The organism is Streptomyces sp. NPDC079167 (assembly GCF_040686735.1).
GTDB lineage: Bacteria > Actinomycetota > Actinomycetes > Streptomycetales > Streptomycetaceae > Streptomyces.
The window spans coordinates 42,012-58,785 of sequence record NZ_JBFBLO010000003.1; the positions used below are offsets into that span (position 1 = coordinate 42,012).

The following is a 16,774-nucleotide window of genomic DNA, read 5'->3' on the forward strand; positions in this document are numbered from 1 at the left end:
TCCACGCCCATGACCGTCCTCGGCGCCCGCGCTCTCAACCGCGCCACCCTCGCCCGCCAGTACCTGCTCGAACGCGCCACCGCAACGGTCCCGGAGGCGGTGGCGCACCTGGCGGGTCTCCAGGCCCAGGAGCCGCAGGAGCCCTTCACCGGCCTGTGGACGAGGCTGCGCGCCTTCACACCCGGCCGGCTCGACCAGGCGCTGACGGATCGGCACGTCGTACGTACCCACCTGATGCGCCGCACCGTCCACCTGGTCACCGGCGACGACGCTCTCGCCTGGCGGTCCCGCCACGACGCCATGCTGCTCCAGCGGGTGATGGGCACCTACCGGCGTGAACTCGCCGGCATCGACCCCGGTGAAGTCGCCGCGGCCGGCCGGGCGGTCATGGCCGACGGCCGGCCCCGCACCATGGCCGAACTCGTCCAGGCGCTCCAGGACCGCTGGCCCGGCCCGCCGCGCCGCGCCCTGGGCGAGCTCCTCGTGGCCGCTCTCGTCCCGATGGCGCAGCTGCCCCCGCGCGGTCTGTGGAAGACGACGGCCGGCGTGCGGAACCTGCCGCTGGCAGCGTGGCTCGGACGTGTTCCCGCCCCGCTGCCCGACGATGCCGACGATCCGGTCGGACAGCGGCTGGTGTGCCGCTACCTCGCCGCCTACGGACCAGCCACGACGGCGGACATCCGTTCCTGGAGCGGTCTGGCCGGTCTCCCCGCGGCGGTCGGAGCCCTCCGGGACGAGCTGGTCACCTTCCGGGACGAACGCGGCCGGCTGCTTCTCGACCTGCCCGACGCGCCGCGGCCGCCGCCGGACACCCCCGCCCCTGTCCGGTTCCTCCCGGCCTTCGACAACGCGATTCTCGGATACAGCGACCGCAGCCGGATCATCGACGACGCCTACCTCGGGATCTCCGTCGCGGGCGAACGCGCGGTGCTGGTCGACGGCCGTGTCGCCGCGACCTGGACCACGCGGGACCGGCAGCTGCGCGTCACGCCCCTGCGGCCCCTCTCTCCCCGGGAGCGGGAAGCCGTCGAGGTGGAGGGCCATGGGCTGGCCGGTTTCCTGGACCAGGGCATCGACCGCGTCGCGGTCACACCCCCCTGATCCGTCGTCCGCGGGAGGGACGGTCAGGCCGGCCTCACCCCGCGTCCAGCCAGGGCCTGCGGCCGGGGCCCGTCGGGTGGGTGCCCGTGACTCCCATGACGACCGAGTAGAGGCTGGTCTCCGCGGTGATGAAGAGGCGGTTGCGCTTGGCGCCGCCCCAGGCGATGTTGGCCACCGCCTCCGGGACGACGAGCCGGCCGATCAGCGTGCCGTCCGGGTCGTAGCAGTGCACCCCGTCGTCCATGGCGGCCACCCAGAGACGGCCGCCGTCGTCGAAGCGGAGGTTGTCGAAGCGGGCGGCCTCCCGCGCGGCGGCCTCGGCGAAGATCTCCCCGTCCGACAGCGTGCCGTCGTCCCGTACGTCGAAGACCCGGACGAAGCCCGCGCGGGTGTCGGAGACGAACAGTTGCCGCTCGTCCGCCGAGAAGACGAGCCCGTTCGGCGCTCCGAAGCAGTCGGCGACCAGGCGCACCTCACCGGTGGACGGATCGACGCGGTAGACGTTGTTGGCGCCGATCTCGCTCTCCGCGCGATAGCCCTCGTAGTCGCTGGTGATGCCGAAGTCCGGGTCGGAGAACCAGATCGAGCCGTCGGACTTCACGGTGGCGTCGTTGGGGCTGTTCAGCCGCCTGCCCTGCCAGCGGTCCGCGAGCACGGTCACCGTGCCGTCGTGCTCGGTCCGCGTCACCCGCCGGTTGCCCTGCTCGCAGGTGACGAGCCGTCCCTCGCGGTCGAGGGTGTTGCCGTTGGTGTGCCCCGCCGTACGGCGGAAGACGCTCACGGCGCCCGTCTCCTCCTCCCAGCGCAGCAGCCGGTCGTTGGGGATGTCGCTCCAGACCACGTGGCGCCAGGCGGGCACGTACACCGGGCCTTCGGCCCAGCGGCAGCCGGTGTACAGGACCTCGAGACCGTCGTCGCCGTTCATGCACCGCCCCGCGCGGAACCGGTCGTCGAAGCTCTCGTACAGGCCGGGGTGCTCGCTGGTCATGGACATCCATTCCTTCGGCAGGGGCCGAACGCTTCGGCTCTGCCGAAGATTGCTGGATGCCCGGGGGAAGATCAAGGGGAGACCTTGGCCACACCTGGTCCGGTTCGGGGATGCGAGGACGGCGGTCACCTGTTGGCCACGGACGGACCTGCCCCCACCCTGAACAGGACACGCAGTGACAGACGAGAACGCCCGCCGTGCAGCAGCCGCCCTCTCCCGCCCGTTCGCGGTCCGCGGACTGACCGCGCGCAACCGCATCGCCATGGCGCCCATGACACGCGAATTCTCCCCGAACGGCGTACCCGGCCAGGACGTGGCGGACTACTACGCCCGTCGGGCCGCCGGCGGGGTGGGTCTGATCATCACCGAGGGCACCTATGTCGACCACGCCTCCGCCGGCACCAGCGGCCGGGTTCCCCGGTTCCACGGCGAGGACGCGTTCGCGGGCTGGTCGGGTGTCGTGGACGCCGTGCACCGCGAGGGCGGCGCGATCATCCCGCAGCTGTGGCACGTGGGTGTCACGCGCGAGGAGGGCGCACCGCCGGTGGCGGAGGCGGAGCCGGTCGGCCCGTCGGGCGTCTCCCTCGCGGGTGAGCCCAAGGGCCGCGCCATGACGCAGAAGGACCTCGACGACGTCATCGCGGCGTTCGCCGACGCGGCCGCGGCCGCGGAGCGACTCGGCTTCGACGGTGCCGAACTGCACGGGGCGCACGGCTACCTGATCGACCAGTTCCTCTGGGAGGGCAGCAACCGCCGCACCGACGCGTACGGCGGCGACCTCGTCGCGCGCACCCGGTTCGCGGCGGAGATCGTGGCCGCGTGCCGCGCCGCCGTGTCCGACTCCTTCCCCCTCTTCTTCCGCATGTCCCAGTGGAAGATGGCCTCGTACGAGGCGAAGCTCGCCCGGACGCCCGAGGAGCTGGACGCCCTCGTGACACCGCTGGCCGAGGCCGGGGTCGACGTCTTCCACGCGTCCACCCGCCGCTACTGGCTGCCCGAGTTCGAGGACTCCGACCTGAACCTCGCCGGATGGGTGAAGAAGATCAGCGGGAAGCCGACGCTCACCGTCGGTTCGGTCGGCCTGGACGGCGACTTCTTCAGCGCCTTCCAGGGCAACAGCTCCTCGGTCACCGGCATCGACCAGCTCCTCGACCGGCTGGAGCGTGACGAGTTCGACATGGTGGCCGTCGGACGTGCGCTGATCGCCGACCCCGAGTGGGCCGCCAAGACCCTGCGCGGGCGTACCGAGGACATCACGCCGTTCGGGGCGGAGATGCTGAAGACCCTGCGCTGATCGGGGCGGGGCCGGGCCGTCAGCGCAGGAGGCGCAGCGGCACGGCCCCCGCCATCGCCTCGGCCCCGGCGTCGTTGGGGTGGAGGCCGTCGCCGCTGTCGTAGCGGGTGAGGAGGCGCTGCGGGTCGGAGGGGTCGCGGAGTGCCTTGTCGAAGTCGATCACTCCGTCGTACGCGCCGCCGGTGCGGATCCAGTGGTTGAGGGTCTGGCGGGCGGCCTCGTTCTCCGGGCTGTAGAAGCCCAGGGTGTCGCCCTTGAAGGGCAGGACCGTGCCGCCGTAGGCCTTCAGGCCACGGTCGTGGGCGCGGTCGATGATCTGGCGGTGGGCCTCGATGAGCTCCGCCGCCGTGACCCGCTCCGACTCGGGGGCGACGGTGCCGGGGTGGCCGAGGTCGTTCACCCCCAGGAGCACGATCAGGTGCTCGGCGCCCGGCTGGGAGGCGACGTCGCGGTCGAAGCGGCGCAGGGCGCTCTGTCCGAAGTACGCCGCGAAGTCCTCGGCGTCGGACCCGGCGGGCGGGTTGGGGTCGTGCAGGAGGCGGTTGCCGCCGATGCCCTTGTTGAGTACGCCCACGGCGTCCGGTCCGGCGGAGGCGCGCAGCCGCCCGGCGAGGAAGTCGGGCCATCGGTGGTTGGCGCCGACCTCGGTGACGGAGCCGTCGGTGATGGAGTCGCCGAGGGCGACGACGGCCGACGAGGGCCGGGCCGTGCTCACGCTCACACCGGTCAGGAAGTACCAGCGGTCGATGGTCGCGGTCGGCTCGATGTCGGTGCTGCCGGTGACGTTCCCGGCGGCCACGTGGTTGTGCTGCAGCGCGGAGGCGTGGAGCGTCGAGCCGGGGGTGGGCTCGGGCAGATGGATGCTCACCACGAGGTCGGTCCCCGCGGGCACCCGCAGGGAGACCGGGTCGCTGAGGAGCGGGGCGCCCGCCGGTACGGTCACCGAGGTGCGCCCGCCGAAGGTGAGCGGCCGGTCGGTGCGCGGGTCGATCCGGGAGGAGGGCCCGCCGGCGGCCGCACGGGCGACACGGGCCTCGCCGATCACCAGGGGCCCGCTGCCGAACTCGTTCGACAGCCGCACGCGGACCTGGTCGCCGCCGATGCTGGTGTGGACGGTCTGGCGGATCGTCTCGTTCTCGAACTCGGTGGTGTCCGAGGCCGGGGCCGCCGTGGCCCCGGTGGCCCATGTCCCGGTCCAGGCACGCGGTTCGGCGTGTCGTGACGCGGGCTCCGCGGAGACGGCCGGGGCGACCGCCGTCGCCAGGAGCAGGCCTCCGGTGGCCACGGCCACGAGGCGGCGGACGGTGCGTCGTGCGCGGGAGCGGGCGGCCGGGGATGCTGCGGAGTGCCGTCTCGGTCTCATCGGGGTGTGCCTCCTGCGTCTGCGGGTACGGGGCGCCGGCCCGGAGGGCGGGCGCCGTCCGGCCCGGGCTCGCCGGGCCGGGCCGGGAATTCCTGCCCACCCGGCCCGTGCACGATGTACAGTTTTTGAGTCCTGTCGTCTCCGATAGAGGTGGACGTTGCGCATCTGAGGTCCGCGATCATCGCGCGGTACGGCCCCTGCCGTAGCCCGTCACGCCTTGCCGGCTTTCTGCCGCCCCGTGACCAACCGCGTGGATGCGACCTCGGTGCAGGATCCGTCCCCCGTATGCCCGGAGGACCGCACCCCTTCCTCTCCCGGCCGGTCGCCGCGTGGTGCTCGCACACGAAGCCCCTGTTCACACGCTTGCGACTGCGAGGACCACATGAGTCACCCCACCCCACCCGCCGTCTCCCTCAGCTGCTCCGCCCTGTCCTTCCGGTGGCCGGACGGCACGGAGGTCTTCGACGAGCTGTCCCTCGGCGTCCCCCGGGGCCGCACCGGGCTCGTCGGGACCAACGGCTCCGGGAAGTCCACCCTGCTACGGCTGCTGGCGGGCCGGCTGAAGCCCTCCGCCGGCTCGGTGACCGTCGGCGGACGGCTCGCCTACCTGCCGCAGAACCTCACCCTCGACACGGGCGTCCGCGTCGAGGACGCGCTGGGCATCACCGAGCGGCGTACGGCGCTGCGCGCGATCGAGGCCGGTGACGTCGCCGAGAAACACTTCGAGACCGTCGGCGACGACTGGGACGTCGAGGAGCGGGCCCTGGCGACCCTGGGGTCCCTCGGCCTCGGCGACATCGGACTCGACCGCACCGTGGGACAGCTGTCCGGCGGCGAGACCGTGCTGCTCCGGCTGGCCGCGCTCCTGCTGGAACGTCCCGACGTCCTGCTGCTCGACGAGCCGACCAACAACCTCGACGTGTTCGCGCGGCGCCGGCTGTACGACGCCGTCGAGTCCTGGCGCTCCGGAGTGCTCCTCGTGGTCAGCCACGACCGTGACCTGCTGGAACGCGTGGACCGCATCGCGGATCTGCGGGCCGGTGCGGTGAGCTGGTACGGCGGCGGCTGGTCCGCCTACGAGGAGGCACTGGCCACCCAGCAGGAGGCGGCCGGGCGCATGGTGCGGGCCGCCGAGTCCGACGTACGCCGTCAGAAGCGCGAGCTGGAGGAGGCACGGACCAAGGTCGCCCGCCGCCAGCGGCACAACAAGAAGATGGACGCCCAGCGGCGCGCTCCCCGGATCGTCGCGGGTGCGCACAAGAGGTCGTCCCAGGAGGCGGCGGGCAAGCTCAACGGTCTGCACGAGGACCGGCTCCAGGAGGCGCGGGAGCGGCTCGACACGGCTTCGGAGGCGATCCGGGAGGACGCCGAGATCCGGGTGCGGCTCCCGCACACCGCCGTACCCACGGGCCGTACGGTCCTGACCGCGCAGGGCCTGCGTCCCCGTTTCGGCACCCTGCGCGACGGTGATCTCCATGTCCGGGGGCCGGAACGTATCGCGCTCATCGGGCGGAACGGGGCGGGCAAGACGACGCTGCTGCGCACCCTCACCGGGGAGCTGACGCCGGAGGCCGGCGAGGCCAGGGCGCATGTGCCGCTGCGTTTCCTCCCGCAGCGGCTCGACGTGCTGGACGACGGGCTGAGCGTCGCCGCGAACGTGGCCCGCGCGGCGCCCGGAACCACCGACAACGAGATCCGCTCCCAGCTCGCCCGCTTCCTGTTCAAGGGAGCACGCGCCGCGCAGCCGGCGGGCACCCTCTCCGGCGGCGAGCGTTTCCGCGCGGCCCTCGCGGCGACGATGCTCGCCACACCCGCCCCGCAGCTGCTGATGCTGGACGAGCCGACCAACAACCTGGACCTGGCGAGCGTGCGGCAGCTGACGAGTGCCCTGGAGTCCTACGAGGGCGCGCTGATCATCGCGGGCCACGATCTGGCCTTCCTGGCTTCGGTCGGAATCACCCGCTGGCTGCTCGTGGGCGAGGAGCTCACCGAGCTGAGCGCCGAGGAGGTGCGCGAGCTGCTCGGCACGCCCGACGCGACCGGGTGACCGGTGGTGTACTGGAAGGGTGCGGGTCGCGCTCCCGGGCCCGCCCCAGGCAGCACCGGCTACCGATCCGGATCCCGTCATGCACCGTCCTCGAGGATTGCGCTTCCGCAGTGTTTCCCGGGCCCTCGCGGGCGCGGCCGTCGCCCTGGCGGCGGCCGGAGGGCCGGCAGTGGCCGCCACCGGCCCTCCCCCGGCCGTCGCGGTGGCACCGGCCGCCGCGGGCCCGTCGGCCGATGCCCCGGCCGACCGGACCGACCCGCGTACGGCGACCGCCGAGCTCACCGTCCCGGCGATCGGGCTGACGGAGCTGCGCGTGGTCCCGTACGAGGGCACGACGGACGACGGGCCCGGGACGCGTGTCCAGGACCGCGGTGTGGCCGCCAGCCCGTACGGCGAGGAGGGCGGCGTCGGGCCCGGCGAGACCGGTAACTACCTCGTGACGGCCCACCGGCTCTCCGCGGGGGGCCCGTTCCGCGAGCTGCCGTCGCTGGAGAAGGGCGACAAGGTCCTGGTCAGGGAGGGTTCCACGGTGTACGAGTACCGGATCACGGAGACCAGGGAGACGTCCTTCAGGTCCGAGCGCTCGCTGGCCGAACAGCGGGCCGAGGTACCGGGCGAACCGGGCGGGAAGCCGACCCGCGCGATGATCACCCTGTCCACCTGCGCGACCCCGGAGGACGACGCGGCCGGGAACTTCTGGCGCGACGCGCACCACAATCCGGAGCACCGCATCGACAAGATCGGCGTACTGGTCTCCTCCCGGCCCGCGTGAGCGGGTTGAGCCGGGTCTTCACCAGCCGCCGGGCATGTCCTCGGGCAGCTCCAGCCACCGCGCCGTCCCCGGCTCGATGATGTAGGAGCTGCCGTCCACCCGCACCCGGACCCCCGGCCGCTCCGAGTCCGGTACGGCGATCCTGAGGCGCTCGGCGCGGATGCGCAGGTCCACGTCCCAGTGCCGGCGGAAGCGGAGCCGCATACGGAACTTGGAGAGCTGGGGCAGCGTGGCCGGCGCGAGCCACAGGGCGTCCTCCCGGGTGTCCAGGCCCGTCATGCCGCGCTGGACGAAATCGAGGGTGCCGGCCATCGCGCCGAGGTGGATGCCCTCCTCCGTCGTGCCGCCCTGGATGTCGGCCACGTCACCGATCAGCGCCTCCTCGCAGTACGCCCAGGCGTCGTCACGGTGGACGCGCGCCAGCACCCAGGCGTGGACGAGGGAGCTGAGGGTGGAGCCGTGGCTCGTACGGCCCACGTAGTAGTCGACGGTGGCCCGCCAGCTCTCGTCGTCGAGCTCGTGGCCGAGCCGTCCGAACAGCTCGACGAGTTCCCTGGGCGAGAAGAGGTAGCCGAGCATCAGTACGTCGGCCTGCTTGGACGCCTGGTAGCGGTTGACGGTGTCGCCCTCCGCCTCCAGGATGCGGTCGAGCCGCCGGATGTCCCCGTACCGCTGCCGGTAGCCGGCCCAGTCCAGCTCCTCCAGATCCCCGTAGCCGGCGAACTGGCTGATGACGCCCCGGTGGCGGGGCACGTACAGCCGCCGGGAGACGTCGTCCCAGCGCTCCAGATCCGCCGGGTCGAGACGGATCAGGTCGAGGAGCTGCCGGCACCGGCTCCGGGGCAGCATGCGGCAGAGCTCACCGGCCCGTGCCAGCACCCAGGCCGCGGTCACGTTCGTGTACGTGTTGTCGTCGAGCCCCGCGGCCTCCGAATCCGGATAGCCGTCGTGGTACTCGTCGGGGCCGACGACCCCCCGGATGCGGTACCTCGCGAGGGCGTCGTCCCACTCGGCGCTGTCCGCCCAGAAGCGGGCGATCTGCATCAGCATCTCGGCGCCCTTGGAGTAGAGGTACTCCGTGTCGCCGGTGGCCTGGCAGTACTGCCACACGTTGTACGCCACCGCCGAGCCGACATGGTGCTGCAGGCGCGAACGGTCGGGCAGCCAGCGTCCCGAGCGGGGGTTGAGGTGGACCTCCTGGGTCTCCTCGCGCCCTTCGTCGGCGCTCTGCCACGGGTACATCGCCCCCGCCCTGCCCACCGCGCGCGCGGCGGCGCAGGCCGCGGGGAGCCGCCGGTGGCGGTAGTCGAGCAACCCCTTGGAGACCTCCGGGAGATGCAGGTTCAGGAAGGGCAGGACGAAGAGCTCGTCCCAGAAGACGTGGCCCCGGTACGCCTCACCGTGCAGCCCCCTGGCCGGCACCCCGACGTCGAGCTCGGCGGTGTGCGGGGACAGGGTCTGCAGCACGTGGAAGAGGTGCAGCCGCAGGATGTGCCCGGGCTCGCCCGGCACCTCCAGCTTCACCTGCTGCCACAGGTCCGCCCAGGCCCGGCGGTGCGAGGCCCGCAGCCGGGCGTACGCCGGGGCCTCACCCACCGCGTGCACGGCGGCCCGCAGCGGACTGCCGATGGCCGGGTCGCGGGAGGTGTAGAGACCGACCGTCTTGTCGACGACGGCACCGGAGTCCGGGGCGAGCGGGAGGAGCAGCGTCTGGTGGACCGCGCGGGGCTGCTGTTCCGGTTCGGCCCGGTGGTCGCCGTTCCGTTCCGGGCCGCAGGAGGCCACGGTGCGGGCGGCCAGGGCGATGCCGATGTCCGACTCCACCGTGCGGCAGCGCAGCCACACCATGGAGCCAGGCTCCGTGCCGGTCTCCCAGCCGGTGAGGTGGCGGTCGGCCAGGGCGCGGTAGCGCGCGACACCGTTGTTGCGGATGTCGCCGTCGATCCCGGCCTCCACCTCCAGCTCGCCAGACCAGCCTTCCGCGGTGAACACCGTGTGCAGCGCGGCGAGATGGGGGTTGCCCATGTGCACCAAACGTTCCTGCTCCACCGTCAGCCGCCGGCCGGCCGGGTCCTCGTACACCGAGCGACGCGTCAGTGTCCCGCCCCGCAGGTCGAGCGCTTGGCGGTGCTCGACCAGGTGGGTGTGGTCGGGGGTCAGCCACGGGCCGGGGCGGGAGCCGGCGGGGCGGATGCGGTAGCGCAGCGGCAGCCAGTCGGGGAGGTTGACCATGTCCTCGTTCTCGACCTGCTGCCCCTGGACGGAGGAGGTCAGCCGGTTGTAGCAGCCCGCGACATACGTGCCCGGGTAGTGAGCCTCGCCCGCCGGGGTCTCGGGCGCGGCGCCGCGGGTGGCGAAGTAGCCGTTGCCGAGGGTGCACAGCGCTTCGCGCAGGCGTTCCTTCTCCGGGTCGTACCCCTCGTACGCCCAGATCCAGCCGCGCGCCATCAGTCCTCCCCGTTGATCAGCAGGTCTCCCGGATCGGCGACCACGAGGTCCGCGCCGTGGCGGCGCAGGCCGGCGGCTCCCTCCGGACTGTCCGTCCGGTCGACGCCGACGACGAGCCCGAAGCCGCCCCGCCGGCCCGCTTCCACCCCGGCCAACGCGTCCTCCACGACGGCGGTGTCGCCGGGCGGGACGCCCAGGCGCCGTGCCGTCTCGGTGAACAGGGCGGGGTCCGGTTTGCCGGGCAGTTGGAGGCGGCGCGCCTCGTTGCCGTCGACGACCGCCGTGAACAGGTCCAGCAGGCCGGCCCCGGCGAGCAGCTCGGTCGCGTGGCGGGAGGCGGACGCGGCGGCGAAGGGCACCCGCGCTTCGTGCAGCACGTGCAGGAGGCGGACCGTCCCCGGCCAGACCGCGATCGGACGGTCGCGCAGGCGCAGGGTGAACGCCTGGTCCTTGCGCGCGGCGACGGCCCGCACGGTTTCGGTGCCCGGGGGGTCGTCGGGGCCGCCTTCGGGGAGGTCGATGCCTCTGGACGCGAGGAACGCGGCGGCGCCGTCCATGCGCGCCTTGCCGTCGACGTAGCGCCGGTAGTCGTCCGCCTCGTCGAAGGGCCGCTGGCCCTCGCGGGTGGCCAGACAGGCGTCGAACGCCTTCTTCCAGGCGGCGGCGTGCGCCGGAGCGGAGTCGGTGATCACGCCGTCGGTGTCGAAGACGACGGCGTGCACGGAGAGCAGGACTGCGGCCGGTGACGCTGCGCGTGCCATGCCCGGTGGTCCCTTCGTCGAGGCGTCCCCGTTCCATGGCACCAGGTTCCGGCCCGTACCGCTCCTCGTGGCTTCCGGGACGGCCGACCCTCGCGAAGCCCAGGAGCCGTTGTGCAAGCTCGAAGGCAACCACGGGCAAAAAGTCGGAAAAGTTTCTCGTTGTCCCCTTCGGGGCTACCGTAAAAACATGGCCAGAACCGAGCGTCAGACCGACCGGCAGGCGGAGTACGTGTGTCCGGCCTGCAAGCAGCCCGTCGCGACCGTGCTGGCGCGGCACAAGACCCTCGGCATCTTCGTCCCCCACTGGGGCGCGGGGCCGTGTCAGAACCCCGCGTGTCACCGGCACGAGGCGGAGGCCGGGGACGCGTCCCGCTCAGCCCGGGGCGGCGCGGACTCCGTAGGGCGGTAGCGGAGGGCCCGGATCAGGCCTTGGACCAGGTCTGGTTCGGGCCGCCGGAGCAGGGGAAGAGCACCGCCGGGGTGCCGTTCGCCGTGTCCGCCTGGAAGATGTCCACGCACTTGCCCGCGATCCTCGCGACCAGGTCCTGCGTGGAGTTGAGGTAGAACTGCTGGGCCGCGTTTCCGCTGCAGTAGGCGACCTGGATCGCCGTGAGGTCCTCCGTCGAGGCCCAGGCGACGTCCATGCACATGCCCATGGAGCGTACGGTGCCGTCCGCCCTGAAGTCCCAGTGCTGGGCCGCTGATCCGTCGCACGTCCACAGCCTGAGCTGCGTGCCGTCCTTGCCGGTGCCCGCGCTCAGGCACTTGCCCGACTGGGCGCTGACCAGGGGGCGCCCGGGGTGGCGGGGCGCAGCCGCCTTCCGGGTGCCCGCCGCGGTCGTCGCCTTCCGCGAGGGGGCGGGCTTCGCCTTCGCCTTCGCGGGCGCGGTGGTCGCTCGGGTGCCGGCGGAGGACGGGGTCGCCTGCGCCGTCTTCGCCGGCTGCCTCTTCCCGGGTTCCGCCGGGGAGGAGGCCGAGGGCGAGGCCGTGGGGGAGGCGGAGGGGGACTCGGCGGTGAAGGCGCCGGGCAGGCCGGATGGGTCGTCCTGGAGCACGGTGCCCGTCGTGGCCGACGTGACGAGACCGGCCGCCGCGTCGTCCCGGCCGCCGTCGGAGGCCAGTGCGAAGGGCAACGCGATCAGGAGGGAGCCGACGATCGCGGCGGCGGCCAGCAGCGGCTTCTTCGGGCGCCCCGCGTGTGCCCCGTCGGCGCCGGCGTCGGGTTCGTCGGGCGCGGGGGCCGTCGCCGCGGCCGTGGCGGCCGGCGGGCCGCCTGTGGTCGCGGTCCCGGTCGGGGCCGGGGCCGGGGTCTCGCCCGTGGCGGTCCCGCCCGTCGTCGCAGCCTCACCCGTGGTCGCAGCCTCACCCGTGGTCGCAGCCTCGCCCGTGGTCGGCCGGGAGGCGGCCGGTGCAGCCTCGCCCGTGGTCGGCCGGGTACCGGCCGTCGCGGTACCGGCCGTCGCCGGTGCCCCGCCGACCGTCGTCGCCTCGCCGGTCGTCGTGGCCGTGGCTTCCGGTTCCACGCTCCCTTCCCCGTGCGGGGCGGCGGGTGCGCGGGACCCCTCGGGGAGGGCGGCGGGGCCGCGCCGGCCGGCAGGGGTCAGGGCGCCGCTGGGCGCTCCCGTTCCTGCCGGGAGCGCGACCGCCTGGCGGACGGCGGGCGGGCCGGCCGCGGCGGCGGCTCCTCGGCCTTCGGGAGCCCGGGGAGCGGGCATCGGATCAACCTCCGTGGGATGAGGGAACGCGGGGGCGTGCGGCGCGGTGGGGCATCACGCGAACGACCACGCGTGGTCGTCCTGGGCGGAGCAGGTGAACACGGTCAGATGAGCGCCACGGCCGCCGGAACCTCCCAGGCCGGAGACGTCCAGGCACAGGCTGGAGCTCTTGTGGTTGCGGATCCAGAAGGAACCGCCGGCGCGCTTGTCCAGGAACCACATCTGGTTGTCACCCGCGCCCGGGTTGCAGTGCCATTCGTAGACGCCCGTACGGGAGGGCCTGGCCCCGTAGTCCGGCAGGTCGAGGCAGTAGTTGTCCTTGGCGTTGCGGATGGTGAACAGGTCGGCCCCGTCAGGACCCGCGCCCTTCTGGTTGACCACCAGGTCCCAGAGTTGGTTGTCGCGGCTGGACCCGTCGCAGGTGAACTGTTCGACCTTGCCGTTGAGCTTTCCCTTCCCGAAGTCGGGCACGTCGGCGCAGAGCCCGGTCATCCGGTTCTTGATCAGGACGCCCGTCACCGTCGAGAACCGTGCCGACGTGGGCAGCGCGCCCCCGGCCCGGACGGCCGCCCGACGCACGGCCGCCTTGGAGGGTTCCGGCTTCTTGGCGGTCTTCGCTTCCGTCTGCTTCCGCGTACCGCTCGTGGTGGCCTTCCCGCTGTCCTGCGTGACCCGTGCCGATGGCGACGGTCCGGCGGACTCCTTTGCCGTGCCGCTGGGGGAGGGAGTCGCAGAGGGTGAGGCGGGCGCGTAACTCCCTGCCGTACGGCCGGTCTGTCCCTCGTCGAGCGGCATCACGTCGGACGAGACCGACGCGGCGGCGGGCCGGGTGCGGGTGTCGTCGTCGCTCAGCCCCATGAAGAGGAGCGGTACGCCTATGAGGAGGCTTCCGCCGATGGCTGCGGCGGCCAGCAGCGGCTTGTTGGGCCGGGGGGACGGGGGTTCACCGGCAGCCGATGTGGCCGCAGGCGGCTCCGTCCTGCCGCCGGCCCCTGCCGCCACGGCGGTCGTGTGGTCCGGTTCGGCGGAGGGGGAGGCCGCCGTGACACCGGCGGCGGCGGGCCCCGCGCCGGTCTCCGGTTCGGCCACGGTGGCCGGGACGGGGGCGGCGGCCTCGGTGCGGCCCTCCGCCGCTCCACCCGGCTCCTCACCCGCCGGCCGGCCGGCGGCAGGGGTACGAGGGGTGAGTGCGGGGCCCGCGGCGGTGCCGGAGACCTGGGGCAGAGCCGTGGCGCGGCGCACCGCGGGGTGCGTGGAGCCTTCTTCACGGGCCATCAGTCACTCTTTCCGTTGCTGTGGGGGAGACCGACCGGTCCGGCGCAGCGGACGGGCCAAGGGCCCGTGGCCGCTGCCGCGGTGCCACCGCTGAGCGCGGCGTCCAACCGGGCGAGCGCGGCGTCGTCCTGGTCGTCGAGCGGTGCCCCGCCGGAGGCGGACGCCGGAGGGATTCCGGGGAGTTCACGCAGGAGAACCAGAGGGGAGGCGGGCGACCCGCTGTCCGGGCGGACGTCCAGGACCCGGAACACCGTGCCCGGCGGGAAGACCACTTCATCGGCCCGGACGTCGTCCGCGGAACCGTCGAGCAGCTGCCGTATGCGCCGCCCGGTGACCGACGAGACCAGGTAGCGGGCACCGCCGGGCGCCGGCTGGGCGCCGTCGGCCGGCAGGGCGCTGACCGGGCCGGCATCCCTCAGCAGGCTCCCCGCCGCCGGGGTCTCCCCCGGGCGGGCGCCTCGCACGACGGCTCCCCGGAAGGCGGGCAGCCGGCGCAGCCCGGACGCCACACAGGCGGCGTAGGGCAGGAGCTTCCTGTCGCCCGTTCCGAGGGCGTGGTGCAGTGCGCCGTGGCTCAACGGCCCTTCCGTGACCCGGAGATAGAGCCGCAGGGCGATCAGGTCGGCGCGGGCGGCCTCCTGCTCCCGCCCGCGCAGCGCGGGCATGCGGGTCAGCATCCGGGCCACGGCGGCCCCGTGACGCTCCCACTCGCTCGCCGCGAGTTCCCGGAAGGCCGCTCGTTCCTCCTCCGTGCTGCTGTATCCGGGGAGGAACGGCGCCGGGGCGAAGGCCTCGGCGCCCCGGACGGCGCCGCTCGCCGCCGGAGGCGCCGGCACGGGGCCGGGGTCGGGGTCCGAGGAGGTCGCGATCACCCTGGCGGGCGCGGCGGACGGCTCGGAGGGCTCAGGCGTCGAAGGTGCGGGAACGGGGGCGGCAGCGGCCGGGGCCGTGGTTTCGCCCAGGGGTGCGGTCACGCCCGGCTCCTCCGCGGGGCCCGACGATCGCGTGGGGCCCGGCTCGCCGGGGGCCGGTCCGGTGACCGCGCGGGGCCCTTCCGCCGTGGCTGTGGCAGGGCCCGGCGCGCGCCGGGGCGCGGGAGCGGGCGAGGCGGGCGCCGGAGAGCCGGACACCGTGGCCGGCTCGGGGCCGGCGTCCGGCTCCAGGAGCTGGGCCAGCGGGATCCGGGGACCGGCCCCACGCGGACGCGCGGCCGGAGCGAGCGCACGCGCGGGGGCGGGCGCGGGCACCGGCCCGGAGGCCGCGGTGGACGCGGTGGACGCAGAGACGGGCGAAGCCCCCGGAGCCGACCCGGAAGCGGACGCGAACACCGGAGCCGACCCCGGCGCGGACGCAGGCGTCCGGGCAGGCGTAGCGACCCGTGCAGGCGTAGCGGCCCCGGAAGGCGCAGGGCCGGACGTGAGCCCCCGGGCCGGCCGGGCCCCGTGCGTCACCGCGGAGCCGGCGGACGCAGCCGGCGCCGGTACGGCTGCCGCCGTGGAACGTCCCGCACGCCCCGCCCCCGGCACGGGAAGCGTCCCGAAGCGCAGGCTCCGCAGGTGATGCCGCCCGGCCAGACCCCGGAGTGCCTGGCCGCCGTCCACACAGGTGCCGTGCACCATCAGCCGGGCACGTGCGCAGACGTCCGCCCCGAGCGCGTCGAGCAGCCGGGACAGCTCCGGCCAGAGCGACGCGTCCAGAGGCTCTCCGGCTCGCCCCACCTCGATCACCGGGCCGTCGGCGGCCACCGGGCGTCCGGCGACCGGCACCGGGTCGCCGTCCGGGCCGCTGATCCACAGCCCCGCCCGTGTCACGGCGGCCTGCCAGCGGTCGGAGAGCGGCAGCACGCCCTGCTCCCCCCGCCCTCGGCCCGGCACCGGAGAGCTCCACCGCAGCAGTCGCGGGTCCTCCCCGGGGGGACACACGACCGCGTCCACGTACGGATGCCAGCGCGGGACCCCGTCCGCGTCGGCGATCGTGGCCCGTACGGCGTACCGGTCCGTCAGGCCGCCCGTGGGCAGCAGCGGCAGCCCGGTGTGGACGACGACGTCGTGGCCCAGGGTCCCGGCCAGGGAGCGGCCCGCCTCCAGCACGTCGCTCCGTCCCCCGGGGGCGATCCGGATCCGGGACCGCGCCGAGGAGGGCAACGACCCGGCGGCTTCCGCCACATCGGCCGGCAGGACGTCCTCCCCGTCCGGGACGCCGACCAGGATCAGTGGTCCGCTCCGGTCCACGGGTATCGCGTAGCAGAGGTCCCCGAGGCGCGGAGCGAGCGCGTCCTTCGGCCGTACGAGCAGGCCGGCGGGTATCTGCTCGACCACGCATCCGCCTGCGGTGCTCTCCGTCCGGACCGGCGGCCCGGCCTGCCAGGCGGGAGAGGGCTGGCGAGGCCCCAGCGCGACGGGCTCCTCACCCGGCGCGAAGCGCCACCAGCCGCACCACGTACGGGAGTCGGGGCGCACCCCCGGGACGAAGAGCCCGCCGCCCGGTACGACGAGGACGACGGCGTCGGGAGCGATGACCTCCAGCCCCCAGGCCTCCGCGATGCGCCGGGCCGGAGCCTCACGACCCGGCCGGTCGTCACCGGCGCCGGACATGACCAGCCTGACGGAGGTGACGTTCTCGTCACGGAGGGAGTCCAGCAGCGTGGCGAGGCGCGGCCACAGAGCGTCCGCCGCCTCCTCCTCGGCCCCGGTCACCACGGTCACCGTGCCGTCGTCCGACGCCAGGGAGCGGGCCAGGTCACCGATGTCGGCGGAGGTGAGCGAGTCGTCCGTGGACGACCTGAGCAGCACGATCCCGTCGTACTCCTCCACGGCGAACGCCGCGGCGCCGGTGGGCTCCGGGGCGCGGCCGTGACCTGTCGTCCCCTTGCGCCTCAGGGACCATCGGCTCACAGCCCGGCTCCGAGATCGGTCATACGGCCCTCACGTGTCCACACAACACTGACAACTCCCGCCCCAGCCCATCCAGACGGCATCAACTGACGGGGTTGGCGGGGGAGTTCCTCCAT

General features: G+C 74.1%; 12 protein-coding genes. 5 read left to right on the top strand and 7 right to left on the bottom strand.

The genetic code is table 11. From position 1 onward, the window contains the following. Positions 1–9: 9 nt before the first annotated feature. Entirely contained in the window at positions 10–1,101 is a 1,092-nt protein-coding gene (locus AB0P41_RS07920; protein WP_365930819.1) for a winged helix DNA-binding domain-containing protein, read from the top strand. A gap of 34 nt (positions 1,102–1,135) precedes the next feature. Here AB0P41_RS07920 and AB0P41_RS07925 read toward each other — a convergent pair whose 3' ends face one another. Then, positions 1,136–2,089 (bottom strand): SMP-30/gluconolactonase/LRE family protein, encoded by a 954-nt coding sequence (locus tag AB0P41_RS07925; protein ID WP_356709364.1) that lies wholly within the window; start codon positions 2,087–2,089, stop codon positions 1,136–1,138. A gap of 175 nt (positions 2,090–2,264) precedes the next feature. Between AB0P41_RS07925 and AB0P41_RS07930 the strand changes: the two genes are divergently transcribed. After that, the gene (locus AB0P41_RS07930; protein ID WP_356709362.1) at positions 2,265–3,383 is read left to right on the top strand and encodes an NADH:flavin oxidoreductase; all 1,119 of its coding nucleotides are present in this window, start codon (positions 2,265–2,267) and stop codon (positions 3,381–3,383) included. Between the two features lie 19 nt (positions 3,384–3,402). Here the strand turns inward: AB0P41_RS07930 and AB0P41_RS07935 are convergent, their stop codons facing one another. Beyond that, on the bottom strand, positions 3,403–4,746 hold the full coding sequence (locus AB0P41_RS07935; protein ID WP_356709360.1) for an SGNH/GDSL hydrolase family protein: 1,344 nt from the start codon (positions 4,744–4,746) through the stop codon (positions 3,403–3,405). A 382-nt stretch (positions 4,747–5,128) separates the two neighbouring features. Here AB0P41_RS07935 and AB0P41_RS07940 point away from each other — a divergent pair, with 382 nt between their 5' ends. Beyond that, on the top strand, positions 5,129–6,793 hold the full coding sequence (locus tag AB0P41_RS07940) for an ABC-F family ATP-binding cassette domain-containing protein (RefSeq protein WP_365930822.1): 1,665 nt from the start codon (positions 5,129–5,131) through the stop codon (positions 6,791–6,793). 79 nt (positions 6,794–6,872) lie between these two features. Then, on the top strand, positions 6,873–7,565 hold the full coding sequence (locus AB0P41_RS07945) for a class E sortase (RefSeq protein ID WP_365930824.1): 693 nt from the start codon (positions 6,873–6,875) through the stop codon (positions 7,563–7,565). An 18-nt stretch (positions 7,566–7,583) separates the two neighbouring features. On the opposite strand, the gene AB0P41_RS07950 is transcribed toward AB0P41_RS07945, so the two are convergent. Continuing rightward, positions 7,584–10,013: a glycosyl hydrolase family 65 protein gene (locus AB0P41_RS07950; protein WP_356709354.1), complete on the bottom strand. Its 2,430-nt coding sequence runs from the start codon at positions 10,011–10,013 to the stop codon at positions 7,584–7,586. Next, positions 10,013–10,774 carry an HAD-IA family hydrolase gene (locus AB0P41_RS07955; RefSeq protein WP_365930826.1) on the bottom strand — a complete coding sequence of 254 codons (762 nt, stop codon included), beginning with the start codon at positions 10,772–10,774 and terminating at the stop codon, positions 10,013–10,015. The genes AB0P41_RS07950 and AB0P41_RS07955 overlap by 1 nt, the downstream gene beginning before the upstream one ends. Before the next feature lie 187 nt (positions 10,775–10,961). On the opposite strand from AB0P41_RS07955, the gene AB0P41_RS07960 reads away from it, so the two are divergent. Continuing rightward, the gene (locus tag AB0P41_RS07960) at positions 10,962–11,183 is read left to right on the top strand and encodes a hypothetical protein (protein ID WP_365930828.1); all 222 of its coding nucleotides are present in this window, start codon (positions 10,962–10,964) and stop codon (positions 11,181–11,183) included. Between the two features lie 13 nt (positions 11,184–11,196). Here AB0P41_RS07960 and AB0P41_RS07965 read toward each other — a convergent pair whose 3' ends face one another. From AB0P41_RS07965 to AB0P41_RS07975, 3 genes are read right to left on the bottom strand one after another with little or no spacing between them, the layout of a single operon-like run. Further along, a complete protein-coding gene (locus AB0P41_RS07965) occupies positions 11,197–12,489 on the bottom strand; it encodes an RICIN domain-containing protein (RefSeq protein WP_365930830.1) in 1,293 nt (430 codons plus the stop codon). A gap of 54 nt (positions 12,490–12,543) precedes the next feature. Further along, a complete protein-coding gene (locus AB0P41_RS07970) occupies positions 12,544–13,764 on the bottom strand; it encodes an RICIN domain-containing protein (RefSeq protein WP_365930832.1) in 1,221 nt (406 codons plus the stop codon). Continuing rightward, the gene (locus AB0P41_RS07975) at positions 13,764–16,658 is read right to left on the bottom strand and encodes a hypothetical protein (RefSeq protein ID WP_365930834.1); all 2,895 of its coding nucleotides are present in this window, start codon (positions 16,656–16,658) and stop codon (positions 13,764–13,766) included. The genes AB0P41_RS07970 and AB0P41_RS07975 overlap by 1 nt, the downstream gene beginning before the upstream one ends. Between the last annotated feature and the right edge of the window lie 116 nt (positions 16,659–16,774).

What these genes read in the sequence shown, in the direction of transcription:
- AB0P41_RS07920 (WP_365930819.1), top strand. Translation starts at nt 10, where the DNA reads ATGACCGTCCTCGGCGCCCGCGCTCTCAACCGCGCCACCCTCGCCCGC.
- AB0P41_RS07925 (WP_356709364.1), bottom strand. Translation starts at nt 2,089, where the DNA reads ATGACCAGCGAGCACCCCGGCCTGTACGAGAGCTTCGACGACCGGTTC.
- AB0P41_RS07935 (WP_356709360.1), bottom strand. Translation starts at nt 4,746, where the DNA reads ATGAGACCGAGACGGCACTCCGCAGCATCCCCGGCCGCCCGCTCCCGC.
- AB0P41_RS07940 (WP_365930822.1), top strand. Translation starts at nt 5,129, where the DNA reads ATGAGTCACCCCACCCCACCCGCCGTCTCCCTCAGCTGCTCCGCCCTG.
- AB0P41_RS07945 (WP_365930824.1), top strand. Translation starts at nt 6,873, where the DNA reads ATGCACCGTCCTCGAGGATTGCGCTTCCGCAGTGTTTCCCGGGCCCTC.
- AB0P41_RS07950 (WP_356709354.1), bottom strand. Translation starts at nt 10,013, where the DNA reads ATGGCGCGCGGCTGGATCTGGGCGTACGAGGGGTACGACCCGGAGAAG.
- AB0P41_RS07955 (WP_365930826.1), bottom strand. Translation starts at nt 10,774, where the DNA reads ATGGCACGCGCAGCGTCACCGGCCGCAGTCCTGCTCTCCGTGCACGCC.
- AB0P41_RS07960 (WP_365930828.1), top strand. Translation starts at nt 10,962, where the DNA reads ATGGCCAGAACCGAGCGTCAGACCGACCGGCAGGCGGAGTACGTGTGT.
- AB0P41_RS07965 (WP_365930830.1), bottom strand. Translation starts at nt 12,489, where the DNA reads ATGCCCGCTCCCCGGGCTCCCGAAGGCCGAGGAGCCGCCGCCGCGGCC.
- AB0P41_RS07970 (WP_365930832.1), bottom strand. Translation starts at nt 13,764, where the DNA reads ATGGCCCGTGAAGAAGGCTCCACGCACCCCGCGGTGCGCCGCGCCACG.